This window comes from Serratia sp. CY33525, assembly GCF_052169115.1.
In the GTDB taxonomy this organism is placed as follows: Bacteria; Pseudomonadota; Gammaproteobacteria; order Enterobacterales; family Enterobacteriaceae; genus Serratia; species Serratia sarumanii.
On record NZ_JBJNLK010000001.1, the window covers coordinates 370,373 to 382,804 of the forward strand.

General features: G+C 58.8%; 13 protein-coding genes. All 13 read left to right on the forward strand.

Features of this window, described 5'->3' with window-relative positions; translation table 11 throughout:
- The first annotated feature begins 8 nt into the window (after positions 1-8).
- The 13 genes from ACJ8IM_RS01805 to ACJ8IM_RS01865 all read left to right on the forward strand — a co-directional run bounded on the left by ACJ8IM_RS01805 (position 9) and on the right by ACJ8IM_RS01865 (position 12,309).
- Positions 9-1,211 (forward strand): DotU family type VI secretion system protein, encoded by a 1,203-nt coding sequence (locus tag ACJ8IM_RS01805; RefSeq protein WP_049272050.1) that lies wholly within the window; start codon positions 9-11, stop codon positions 1,209-1,211.
- Entirely contained in the window at positions 1,211-4,846 is a 3,636-nt protein-coding gene (tssM, locus tag ACJ8IM_RS01810) for a type VI secretion system membrane subunit TssM (protein WP_033653620.1), read from the forward strand. Before ACJ8IM_RS01805 ends, tssM begins: the two co-directional genes overlap by 1 nt.
- 18 nt (positions 4,847-4,864) lie before the next feature.
- Complete coding sequence (gene tagF, locus ACJ8IM_RS01815) at positions 4,865-5,584, forward strand: type VI secretion system-associated protein TagF (RefSeq protein ID WP_033647808.1); 720 nt, start codon at positions 4,865-4,867, stop codon at positions 5,582-5,584.
- 23 nt (positions 5,585-5,607) lie between these two features.
- Positions 5,608-6,639, forward strand: coding sequence for a type VI secretion system protein TssA (gene tssA, locus ACJ8IM_RS01820; protein WP_033653619.1), 1,032 nt, complete (start codon positions 5,608-5,610; stop codon positions 6,637-6,639).
- A gap of 121 nt (positions 6,640-6,760) precedes the next feature.
- The gene (gene tssB, locus ACJ8IM_RS01825) at positions 6,761-7,297 is read left to right on the forward strand and encodes a type VI secretion system contractile sheath small subunit (RefSeq protein ID WP_033635026.1); all 537 of its coding nucleotides are present in this window, start codon (positions 6,761-6,763) and stop codon (positions 7,295-7,297) included.
- 3 nt (positions 7,298-7,300) lie between these two features.
- Complete coding sequence (gene tssC, locus ACJ8IM_RS01830; RefSeq protein WP_016927259.1) at positions 7,301-8,806, forward strand: type VI secretion system contractile sheath large subunit; 1,506 nt, start codon at positions 7,301-7,303, stop codon at positions 8,804-8,806.
- Between the two features lie 67 nt (positions 8,807-8,873).
- On the forward strand, positions 8,874-9,257 hold the full coding sequence (locus ACJ8IM_RS01835; RefSeq protein ID WP_049194641.1) for a Rap1a/Tai family immunity protein: 384 nt from the start codon (positions 8,874-8,876) through the stop codon (positions 9,255-9,257).
- Positions 9,254-9,745, forward strand: coding sequence for a T6SS effector amidase Tae4 family protein (locus ACJ8IM_RS01840; RefSeq protein ID WP_033653618.1), 492 nt, complete (start codon positions 9,254-9,256; stop codon positions 9,743-9,745). Before ACJ8IM_RS01835 ends, ACJ8IM_RS01840 begins: the two co-directional genes overlap by 4 nt.
- Positions 9,746-10,043: 298 nt before the next feature.
- Positions 10,044-10,526 carry an Hcp family type VI secretion system effector gene (locus ACJ8IM_RS01845; protein WP_004961372.1) on the forward strand — a complete coding sequence of 161 codons (483 nt, stop codon included), beginning with the start codon at positions 10,044-10,046 and terminating at the stop codon, positions 10,524-10,526.
- Between the two features lie 50 nt (positions 10,527-10,576).
- Positions 10,577-11,080, forward strand: a complete 504-nt coding sequence (locus ACJ8IM_RS01850) for a type VI secretion system amidase effector protein Tae4 (RefSeq protein ID WP_071883819.1) — start codon at positions 10,577-10,579, stop codon at positions 11,078-11,080.
- A complete protein-coding gene (locus tag ACJ8IM_RS01855) occupies positions 11,077-11,535 on the forward strand; it encodes a T6SS amidase immunity protein Tai4 family protein (protein ID WP_033653617.1) in 459 nt (152 codons plus the stop codon). Before ACJ8IM_RS01850 ends, ACJ8IM_RS01855 begins: the two co-directional genes overlap by 4 nt.
- An 18-nt stretch (positions 11,536-11,553) precedes the next feature.
- Complete coding sequence (locus ACJ8IM_RS01860) at positions 11,554-11,901, forward strand: T6SS amidase immunity protein Tai4 family protein (protein WP_256498823.1); 348 nt, start codon at positions 11,554-11,556, stop codon at positions 11,899-11,901.
- Between the two features lie 69 nt (positions 11,902-11,970).
- Positions 11,971-12,309 carry a T6SS amidase immunity protein Tai4 family protein gene (locus ACJ8IM_RS01865; protein ID WP_229601697.1) on the forward strand — a complete coding sequence of 113 codons (339 nt, stop codon included), beginning with the start codon at positions 11,971-11,973 and terminating at the stop codon, positions 12,307-12,309.
- Positions 12,310-12,432 lie beyond the last annotated feature (123 nt).

A 12,432-nucleotide genomic window follows, 5' to 3' on the forward strand; every position in this document is an offset into this window, starting at 1 on the left:
AAAATAGCATGGCGCCGGCGGCCAACCCGCTGGTGGACGCCGCCAACCCGCTGCTGAACGCCATTTCGCAGATCCGCCAGTCGGCCACGCACGCCAACCCGGCGCAGCTGCGCCAACAGCTGATCGACGAAATGCGCCGCTTCGAGATCCGCGGCCAACGCGCCAACCTGCCGTACGAGGTGATCATCGGCGCGCGTTATTGCCTGTGCACCGCGCTGGATGAAGCGGCGGCGCTGACCCCGTGGGGCAGCAACAGCGTGTGGTCCGGCAGCGGGCTGCTGGTGACCTTCCATAACGAAACCTGGGGCGGCGAGAAATTCTTCCAGCTGCTGGCCAAGCTGTCGCAAAGTCCGCGCGAGCACATCAACCTGCTGGAGCTGATCAATTATTGCCTGCTGCTGGGCTTTGAAGGCCGCTACCGGGTGATGGAAAACGGCCGCTCGCAGCTGGAAACCATGAAACAGCGCCTGCTGCAGCTGATCCGGTCGGTGCGCGGCGGCTATGCCCCGCCGCTGTCGCCCCATGCGCTGGATCTGCCGGTACAGCAGAAACTGTGGCGCCCGCTGGTGCCGCTGTGGGCCTGCGTGGCGCTGACCGGCTTCCTGGCTTCGCTGCTGTTTATCGCCCTCAACTGGCGGCTGGGCGACAACACCAGTCCGGTGCTGGCGGCGATTTACCAAACCAATCTGCCGCAGGTGGCGATCGGTAACCCGGCGCCGGCCGCGCCGCCGACGCTGAGCCTGAAAAGCTTCCTGCGCAAAGAGATCGCCGAAGGGCTGGTGGTGGTGCGCGACGAAGCGCAGCAAAGCGTGGTGATCCTCAAAGGCGACGGGCTGTTCGACTCCGCCGCCACCACGGTGCGCGCCAACTATATTCCGGTTATCGACCGCATCGCCGCCGCCATGAACGGCGTCAGCGGCAAAATCCTGGTCACCGGCTACAGCGACAACGTGCCGATCCGCAGCGCCCGTTTCGCCTCCAACTGGGAGCTGTCGCTGGCGCGCGCCGAAGCGGTCAGCGCCCGGTTGCAAAAGCACCTCGCCAACCCGCAGCGGGTCAAGGCTGAGGGCCGCGGCGAAAGCAACCCCGTCGCGCCGAACGATAACAAAGTGAACCGCGCGTTGAACCGCCGGGTAGAAATTACGCTGTTGGTCGCCCCGGAAAATACCCAGGCGGAAATCAACGGCTTGCCGCAAGGAACCGGAAAGTAATGCTCAGTACGTTATTCTCCATCATCACCAGCCGCCTGCTGTGGGGCTTTGTCGGCATTACCGCGCTGGCGTTCATCATCTGGATGATCGGCCCGCTGGTGGCCATCGGCGACTATCGCCCGCTGGAGCCGGAACTCAACCGCCAGATCGCCATCGGCGTTATCTACCTGATCTGGTTCCTGTGCCGCCTGATCCCGCGCCTCTACAGCGCCTGGTTCAACAGCCGCCTGCTGAGCAACCTGCGCGCCGCCGAAGCGGTGCCGGCGGAAGACGGCAAGCCCGAGGTCAAACAAGACGATCAGTTGGCGCAGCGCTTCGACGAAGCGGCGCAGCTGCTGAAAAAGGCGCGCTTCACACCGGGCCAGGGCGACGGCAAACACCGCTGGATGACCCGCTTTAGCCGCCAGTACCTGTACCAGCTGCCGTGGTATGTGATCATCGGCGCGCCCGGCGCCGGCAAGACCACCGCGCTGGTCAACTCCGGCCTGCACTTCCCGCTGGCGGATCGCTTCGGCAAATCCGCGCTGCGCGGCGTGGGCGGCACCCGCAACTGCGACTGGTGGTTTACCAACGACGCCGTGCTGCTCGACACCGCCGGCCGCTACACCACGCAGGAAAGCCAGCGCGAAGAAGACGCCGGCGAGTGGCAAAGCTTCGTCGCGCTGCTGAAAAAATACCGCACCCGTCAGCCGATCAACGGCGTGATGGTGACCATCAGCGTCGCCGATCTGCTGAGCGACAGCGCCGAAGCGCGCGCCGCCCAGGCCAGCGCGCTGCGCAAACGCCTGATCGAACTGCACGAACAGCTGGGCATTCACTTCCCGGTCTATGTGCTGGTCACCAAAACCGACCTGCTCAACGGCTTTATGGCCTACTTCGGCAGCTTCGACAAAGCACAGCGCGACCAGATCTGGGGGTTCACCTTCCCTTACGAGCGCTCGCGGCAGCCGGACTTCAACCTGAACGCCGCTTTCGAACAGCAATACGCCCTGCTGCAACAGCGGCTGGACGCGGCGCTGCCTGATACGCTGCTGATGGAGCACGACGCGCGCCAGCGCGCCGAAAGCTACCTGTTCCCGCAGGAGTTCGCCGCGCTGCGCTCGCTGCTCGGCCAATACCTGGAGCAGGTGTTCGCCACCTCCAGTTTTGAAACCCGCTTTACCCCGCGCGGCATCTATTTCACCAGCGGCACGCAGGAAGGCCTGCCGTTCGACCGGGTGATGGGCGAGCTGAACCGCTATCTGCAGCTGCCGACGGCAAACTCAGGGGCGCAGGCCAACGCGGCCTGGGACAGCGTGGGCCAGGAAGCGCCAATCCCGGCGGCCAAGGGCCAAAGCTTCTTCCTGAAAGAGACGTTGGAATCGGTGGTCTTCCAGGAATCCGGGCTGGCGGGCAGCAACCGCTGGTGGGAATACCGCAACCGCGCCCTGCACTGGGCGGGTTACATCGCGCTGGCGGTGATCCTGGCGGTGCTGGCGATGCTCTGGTTCACCAGCTACGGCAACAACAAGGCCTATCTGGCGGAAGTGGCCGCCAAGGTGCCCGGCGTCGAGCGCCAGGGGCAAAACCTGACGCAGTTGGGCAACGGCGACATGTTCTCGCTGCTGCCGTTCCTCAACAGCCTGCTGCACCTGCCGGACAGCCAGAACTTTTCGCTGGACGATCCGCCGTTCACCTACCGCATGGGGCTGTTCCGCGGCGATCAGGTGAGCGACGCCGGCAATGCGCTGTACCAAAAAGCTCTGAAAGAGCTGCTGCTGCCGCAGGTGGCGCAACAGATCGCCACCACGCTGCGCAACGACAACCACGGCGATGCGGACTTCAGCTACGAAGCGCTGAAGGCCTACCAGATGCTGTATCTGCCGAAGCAGTACGACGGCAAATTCCTGCGCGCCTGGGTGATGCTCAACCTGCAGCGCAACCTGCCGCAGGGCAGCACCCAGAAACAGCTGCAGCAGATCGAATGGCATTTGGGCCAGCTGCTGGATGCGCAGATCCAGGCCTCGCCTTACGCCAAAGACGACCAACTGGTGGCGCAGGCGCAGGCTGCCATCAACCGGGCGCCGCTGTCGCAGCGCGTCTACGGCCGCCTCAAGCGCCTGCTGCTAAAGCAGACCGACATCAAGCCGGTCAGCCTGGTCGATTTGGCCGGCCCGCAGACCGAGCTGGCATTCAGCCGCAAAAGCGGCAAACCGGTGACCGACGGCGTGCCGGGTCTGTTTACCTCGCAGGGGTATTGGAAAGCGTTCAACGACAACATCGATCCGGTGACCGACACCCTGCGCAAGGAAGACGTCTGGGTGTTGAACAGCCAGACGCCGGAGCAGAAGAGCGCCGACCTGACCAAGACCATCCGCCAGCTGTACATGCAGGACTTCATCAGCGCCTGGGATGAGCTGCTGGGGGATATCCAGCTGGCCAACATCGGCAACCTGACCCAGCGCATCAGCAGCGCGCGCCTGCTGTCCGGCAACCCATCGCCGATGCGTAACCTGCTGGTCAACGTCAGCAAAAACGTCACCCTGCGCGACGAGAAAAGCGACGCCGACTCCCGCTCGCTGCTGGCCAAAACCGAAGACAGACTGAATCAAAACGCCAACCGCACGCTGGAAGCGCTGTTCACCAACCGGCCGGCCAACGCCGACGGCGACGTATCCGCCCAGCCGGAACAGCTGGTGATGGCGCACTTCGCGCCGCTGCTGGAGCTGGCGCAAAGCCAGGGCGAAGGCAATAAGGCGATCCCTTTCGACAGCGTGCTCAAGCAGGTCGATGAGCTGTACAGCTATCTGACGGCGGTTCAGGGCGCGGCCAACAGCGGCATGTCGGCGCCACCGAGCGACATCATCCCGCGTCTGCAGGCCGAATCCGGCCGCTTGCCGGTGCCGTTCAAACAGATGCTGCTGTCGCTGGCGATCGGCGCCAGCAGCGACACCCAGCGCAAAGAGATGGAGAACGTGAAAAAGCGCATCAGCTTCGAGGTCGGCAGTTTCTGCCGCCAGGCGATCGCCGGCCGTTATCCGCTGGTGGCACGGGCGCGCCAGGAGGTGACGCCGGACGATCTGGCGCGCATGTTCGCGCCGAACAGCGGGCTGATGGACAGCTTCTTCCGCGACAACCTGCAGGGCAAGGTCGACACCACCCGCGCCAACTGGCGTTTCACGCCCGGCGTGGACGGCAAAACGCTGCCCGGCGGCGAAGGCATCCTGCGTTCGTTCCAGCAGGCGCAGCGCATCCGCGACGCCTTTTTCGCCAACGGCACCGCGACGCCCTCTTACCGCGTGACCGTGCGGCCGGTGCGGATGGATAACGACATCCTCAACCTGACGCTGGATATCGACGGGCAGCTGTTCAAATACAGCCACGGCCCGCAGGTGCCGCTGGTGGTCAGCTGGCCGGGCACCCGCAATACCAACCAGGTGCATCTGCAGCTGGCGCTGGCCAACGGCACCACCGCCAGCCTGGTGACCAGCGGGCCGTGGGCGCTGAACCGCCTGGTAGACATGGCGCAATCTTCGGGCACCGGCGGCCTCGGCCGCCAGGCGACCTTCAATCTCGACGGCCACCGCGTCACGCTGGAGTTCACGCCCAACAGCATTCGCAATCCGTTCCAACTGCCGGCCTTCTCGTGCCCGTAGCCCCGAAAGGACATGACCATGAGCACTGATTCAAGCGCCCCGACGAGCATCGGCTGGTACGGCAAACTCCCTTCCGCCGGCGACTTCCTGCAACGCCGCCTGCCCGATCCGGTGGTCAACAACTGGGCCCACTGGTTCCATAACGGGCTGGTGAATTTGCAGCGCGATGCGCAGGGGCCGAACGGCCACCCGTTCAGCAACGCACCGGTGTGGAACTTCGTGATCCCCGCCACGCTCGGCAGCCCGTACGTGCAGATGGGTTGCCTGTTGCCGGCGCGCGATCGCGTCGGGCGACGCTACCCGATCTGCGCGCTGCGCCTGTTCAGCCAACAGGATTGGCGGCCGCAACAGCTGAACATGGCGGCGAGCTGGTACCAACAGCTCGGTTATACCCTGCTGAACGGCGTGCGCAACGGTTTCTCCGCCGAGCAGATCGACCGCACGTTGCAGGCGATCCCGGCGCTGCCCAGCCCGCCGGCGGAAGCGGATTCCGAGATATTGTCGATTATCGGTTTCCAGCATCCGGACGTACCGGGCCTCGGCTGGCAACAGGCCGCCGACTGTTTCGACCCGGCGCAGTACACCAGTTTCTGGTGGACCAATCAGGCCGACGGACACCCGCTCTACACCCACGTGCACAGCGGCAACCTCACCGTGCAGCTGTTTTCACTGCTGTTCGAGCCCAACGGCTGGGCGCGCCCCGGCCGCGGCGGCCAGTACCCGCAAATGTTTGATTAACATCGCTCGTTGAAGGAAATTTTATGGCTATCGACACCGATACCCTGCTGACCCCGGTCGACGCGGACAATCCCTGCGGCGACAACCTGGAATACGACGCCGACTTTCTGGCGATGGAACAAGCCGCCACCGGCAAGGCCGAACAACAGTTCGGCAGCACCATCATCCCGGAAGAAGCGCCGGATTGGGTGCAGGTCGAACGCCTCGCGACCTCGCTGCTGACGCGCACCAAAGACCTGCGCGTCATGCTGTATCTCACCCGCGCCTGGACCCAGCTGCGCGGGTTGCCGGGCTACGCCGACGGGCTGACGCTGATCCACCAGTCGATGGCCCGTTACTGGGACGCCCTGCAGCCGCCGCTGGAGTTCGACGGCGAGGCCGACCCGCTGTTTCGCATCAACGCGCTGGCCGACCTTGGCGACAAAGCCGCGCTGGCCGCTAGCGTGCGCGCCGCGCCGCTGCTGAAAAGCGCCGCCGGTGAAATCTCGCTGCGCGATGCCGGCGCCCTGCTCGACGGCAGCAAGCAGGAGTGCCCCAATTTTCCCGGCGGCCGCGCACGGCTGCAGGATGAACTGGCGCAACAGGATCGCCCCGAAGGCGCCCTGGTGGCGCGCATCGCCAACACCCTGAGCGCCATTCGCGGCGAAGTGACCCGTCATCTGGGGGAAAGCGCGCTGCCGGAAATGAGCGCGCTCACCAAGGTCTTTTCGCTGGTGGCGCTCGCCGGCCAGAGCGAGGCCCCGGCCGCCGCCGAACCCGACGCCCCGCCGGAAGCCGCCGCCGTGCAGCCACCCGCCGCCGTGCAGAGCGCCACCGCCCCGCTCAACTGGCGCAGCGCGCAGATCCAGTCGCGCGACGACGCCCAGCTGATGCTGGACAAGGTGAAAAACTATTTTCGTCTTCATGAGCCGAGCCACCCGGCGCCGCTGATGATCGATCGGGTCCAGCGGTTGATTACGCTGGACTTTATGCAAATCGTCCGCGATTTGGCGCCCGATGGGCTTAACCAACTGGAGACCATTCTCGGTCGCCCCGACAACGAGGAGAACAGCTAGCCGCCGACCTTTGTTCTCTTGACGCATCCGATACCGTCTGCCCCTGCGCAGACCCGAATCAGAACCTGACTCTCCCAGCCGGACGAGGCGCGTTCCCAATCGCCATTAGATGGAGTAAATCATGTCAAACTCGAAATCCCGCAGCGGGCAGAAATTCATCGCCCGCAACCGCGCGCCGCGCGTACAGATTGAATACGATGTCGAAATTTATGGCGCAGAGCGCAAAATCCAGCTGCCGTTCGTGATGGGCGTGATGGCGGATCTGGTGGGGAAAGCGGTCGATCCGCAAGCCAGCGTGGAAGAGCGCAAGTTCATGGAGATCGACGTCGACAACTTCGACGAGCGCATGAAATCGCTGAAGCCGCGCGTCGCTTATCAGGTCGACAACACCCTGACCGGCGAAGGCAAGCTGAACATCGATCTGACCTTCGAAAGCATGGAAGACTTCTCCCCCGCCGCCATCGCCCGCAAGGTCGACGCGCTGGACAATCTGCTGGACGCCCGCACCCAGCTTTCCAACCTGCTGTCCTACATGGACGGCAAGAACGGCGCCGAAGAGCTGATCTCCAAGATCCTGCAAAACCCGGCGCTGCTGCAATCCCTGACCGACGCGCCGAAGCCGGCGGTTAACGACGAAAACAACGAGCGTGAGGATTAATCGATGAGCAACTCGCCTCAGCAACAAAATGCGTTGCAGACCACCGAGACTTTTTCCAGCGATGAATTCAGCGCGCTGCTGAACAAAGAGTTCCGGCCGAAGACCGATCAGGCCAAAGAAGCGGTCGAGAACGCGGTGAAAACCCTGGCGCAGCAGGCGCTGGAAAACACCGTCACCGTTTCTTCCGACGCCTACCGCACCATCCAGGCGCTGATCGCGGAAATCGACGAAAAGCTGTCGCAGCAGATCAACCAGATCATTCACCACGACGACTTCCAGAAGCTGGAAGGCGCCTGGCACGGCCTGCATTATCTGGTCAACAACTCCGAAACCGACGAGATGCTGAAGATCCGCTTCATGAGCATTTCCAAACAGGAGCTAGGCCGCACGCTGAAGCGTTATAAAGGCGTGGGCTGGGACCAGAGCCCGATCTTCAAGAAAGTCTACGAAGAAGAGTATGGCCAGTTCGGCGGCGAACCGTTCGGCTGCCTGGTGGGCGACTACTACTTCGATCACAGCCCGCAGGACGTGGAGCTGCTGGGCGAAATGGCCAAGATCGGCGCCGCCTCGCACTGCCCGTTCATCGCCGGCACCGCGCCAAGCGTAATGCAGATGGAGTCCTGGCAGGAGCTCTCCAACCCGCGCGATCTGACCAAGATTTTCCAGAACACCGAGTACGCCGCCTGGCGCAGCCTGCGCGAGTCGGAAGACGCGCGCTACCTGGGTCTGGTGATGCCGCGCTTCCTGGCGCGCCTGCCGTACGGCATCCGCACCAACCCGGTGGACGAGTTTGACTTCGAAGAAGACACCGACGGCGCGACCCACGGCAACTACACCTGGACCAACGCCGCCTACGCCATGGCCGCCAACATCAACCGTTCGTTCAAAGAGTTCGGCTGGTGCACCGCCATTCGCGGGGTGGAATCCGGCGGCGCGGTGGAAAACCTGCCGTGCCACACCTTCCCGAGCGACGACGGCGGCGTGGACATGAAGTGCCCGACTGAGATCGCCATCAGCGATCGCCGCGAAGCCGAGCTGGCCAAAAACGGCTTTATGCCGCTGGTGCACCGCAAAAACTCCGACTTCGCCGCCTTTATCGGCGCGCAGTCGCTGCAGAAGCCGGCGGAATACTACGATGCCGACGCCTCCGCCAATGCCCAGCTTTCCGCGCGCCTGCCGTACCTGTTCGCCTGCTGCCGCTTCGCGCATTACCTGAAGTGCATCGTGCGCGACAAAATTGGCTCCTTCCGCGAGCGCGACGACATGGAACGCTGGCTGAACGACTGGATCATGAACTACGTGGACGGCGATCCGGCCAACTCCTCGCAGGAAACCAAGTCGCGCAAACCGCTGGCCGCGGCGGAAGTGCAGGTGGAAGAGATCGAAGACAACCCGGGCTATTACAGCGCCAAGTTCTTCCTGCGCCCGCACTACCAGCTGGAAGGCCTGACCGTCTCCCTGCGCCTGGTGTCGAAGCTGCCTTCGCTGAAGCAAAACGACGCGTCCTGATGGGCTGAAGTCAGGCCGCGATAGTGCGGCCTGGCTGATACATTAACCTCATCACAGGGAAAGAAAGATGAAGACAAAACGGTTTTATCTGGCATCGCTGTTGGCAGTCGTCTGCTCGCTCTCCGCCGCGCCGCCAGCTTTCGCAGAGCAGACAACGAGACAGCATTTGACGTCCGATGATGTCAATCTGCCAGGCAGCGACTTTTTCCGTTTCTATCGCAGTGCAGATAAACAGGAAAAAGAGAAAGCGCGGATTTATTTGCTGGGCGTGCTGGACGCGACGGAAGGAAAAAGCTGGTGCCAATACAGCCAGCTACAAACCGTCACTCTGCAGGAGTTTGTGTTCGAATTCTTTAATAAACTTCCCGCTGCGCGCCTGCACGAAAGGGCAGCCTCCCTGATTGAAGAGGCTCTGGCGACTCGCTTCCCCTGCAAAGGAGGCAAAGCATGAAACCATTATATCGTCAGCTAAAAAGCAGCCATTACTCCTCTGATTACTCTAGCCCGGGATATTTGGCCGCAGAAGCCGTTTACGCCGAGATTGGTTATGAGCTTGATACGCTTCTAAAGCAAAACCCTGGTTATGCCAATACCTGTGCCGTCCGCATGAGCCTGGCGCTGTTGAAAGCCGGCATCAGCTTCAAAGGCCGCCTGCCAATCAAAAAAGGCGCCTATAAGGGTAAAACAATTGAACCTGGAGCCAAACTGCTGGCCGATCAGTTGCATCGCTCCAGTAGTTTTGGCAAAGCCAACATTTTCTTTAATGCTCCAGATGCAGAGAAGGGTATCGGTAATAAAAAAGGCGTCGTGTTCTTCAATAAAATAACCAACTATGATGGCGGACACATTGATCTTATCGAACCAGAAAACTCGCTATTGACCTGCCATTCCCATTGCTATTTTAACTGCAAAGAAGTCTGGTTTTGGGAATTAAGCTAGTGTTCCATCGGCTTGTCAGTACATGCATGAGGTTTGGTTTAACTGCATGCTTGCTCATAGCAAGCAATCCAGAACGCACATGGACCAAGATAACGCGAAATAATTAAGCATTGAGCCATTAGCACTTAATAGTGGCTCGGTAACCCGTACCGATAGTTTTCGGTATTTAATAAGGTGCATGGCACAAGGATATAAATTGGTAATGCATTACCACACTTGCAATTCCTGCTGCTATTACCTGAGTTTTTCAACGTAACGTTAATACTACTGTTAACCCTTAATAAAGAGTGAAGAAACTATGGCTATTGATATGTTCCTGAAAGTTGAAGGTGCCAGCGGCGAATCTAAAGATTCGAATCACAAAGGCTGGACCGACATTACTTCTTTCTCCTGGGGCGCTTCTCAACCGGGCAATATGGGCGTTGGCGGCGGCGGTGGCGCTGGCAAAGTGTGCTTCAACGATCTGCACGTTAACGCGCTGGTCGACAAGTCAACCCCGGCGCTGCTGAAGCACTGCTCCAGCGGTAAGCACCTGACCAAGGTTGAGTTGTCTGTCTGCAAGGCGGGCGGTACTCAGGTTGAGTACGTTAAAATCACCCTGGACGACGTGCTGGTCACCGCCGTGCAGTACACCGGCGCAGGCGGCGAAGACACCGTGGGCGTCACCTACTCCTTCCAGGCGGCGAAAGTGAAACAGCAATACTGGGAGCAGAGCGACAAAGGCGGCAAAGGCGCCGAAAGCAGCGCAGGTTGGAACATCAAGGAAAACCGCGAAGCTTAATTTGTATGCCCCCCCGGTTACGGCCGGGGGTCTAATATAGGGAAATAACAATGAATAATAACCGCCCCATTTTTTCAGCCGCATGGGCTGCAAGCACTAAAATATATAACGCGCAATATTCAGCTCAGAATGTTGCCGAGATTATCGGTGGGCGTGTAGCCATGAATATTGCGCCTAATGGAAAGTGGGAAAACACCTGCGCTGTACGCATGAGCTACATCTTGAATAAATCTGGCTTTCCCATTCCTTATGTAAAAGATCAGACCGTATCAGGTGCCGATCGTCAATGGTATTTTTTTAGAGTTAAAGATCTTATCGCTTATTTGACAAAGATCTGGGGCAAACCCGACCTTCGAGTCAAGTTCCCTCCTCCAGGTGGTGGTGAATTAGCAGGAAAGAAGGGGATCATATTGTTTGAAATTGCAGGTTGGAGCGATGCCGGAGGACATGCTACGCTCTGGAATGGGAACGGCGATTGTTATGATCATTGTTATTTCAATGAACCAGAAGCTCGCTATACAACAAATTACGCTAACTTTTGGGTATTGAGATGAAAAAAATCCTTATCTCCTTTTTTTGTCTATATGCCACTTGTGCTATAGCACAGAAAAATCAAGAAGAACCTATTGAAAAGTGGCCACCGCAGGCAGCATACAGAAACTATTTGCAAAACTATAAAGATATCGCTCTAACCTACTGCATTTCAGTCGCTTATAAGACATCACCAGAAGCCAGCAAAGATGCAATTGCCTCATCGAATGGAATCGATGCGTGGTCATACTATGCAATTCGTGATGAAGAATCCCCTATCATTGCGCTGACAAAGCAGTACTTGCAAAAGAATTACAATGCTAAGGATGGGAAAAGCCGCTTAGACTTAATGAAGTGCATGGATATGTACCATAGTAAAGATCTTGACAAACTTGCGAAAGACTATGTACAGCGCCCTAATGATAATTGGGTGAAAGACAATCCGGATAGAATAAATGAAAATCCTCCTCGGAAATAATCAGTGAAAAGAATCTTACTGACTGTGGCCATCGCCGCAACGTTGAACGCTAATGCAGCGACAAAAATTGACTACTCCCCTGCCGAGTACCTCAAAAACTACGCGCTTAGCGTTTGTATCGCCGAGGGGTACTCAGCAAAAGAAGTCAAAAACGATGCCGCCGCTGCCGCCAGGGGTTACATGGAGTTCGGCGATTATTCTCTGGAAGCGCATACCGCTGTCAGGGCGCTGGCAAAAGAATTTCTGGCAAAGCCCTATGACAGCATGTCTGGGGAGCCGATGACGATGGCAAAGTGCATCGATCTTGTACATAGCCAAGCGTTGCAAACCATCATCAAGAAGTACCAAGGGAAAGACGACAACTGATATCAGAGTTGCTCAAACGACGGCTCATATCAAAGGTTATCTCGGATGAGAAGATACACGTACTTTTTAATGTCTCTGCTGCTCGGAAGCCATGTAGTCCTTGCTGAAAACTCGCTCAATGCTTTATCGCAAGAGGCACTATATAAAAATTGGTTAACCAGCCGCTGCATTGGGAAGTCCACTGACTCAGTAAAAACCAAACAGGATGCCTTCCGTTCCGCCGCCGCCTATTTAGAATTGAGTGAGCTGCCTCTGGATGCATTCGAACAAGGTGAAAAACTGGCTGAACAGTATGTCAATAAAAATAACCAAGGCTCAGTTAAAGGGAGTTATCATATTTTAGCGTGCCTTTCGCTGCAGAGCGCCAGTGAAGCTAACGTCATCTTTTCTCGCTACTCTAGCCAGTAAATTAGTTATAAGAGGGTAGTTACCTTGGGATAATCAAGAAATCTAATTTCAACTCTCTAATCAACAAGCCTTCAATTAATAACAAAAGCATTTCGTAAAATTAAGACCACAACAAGCCTTAGT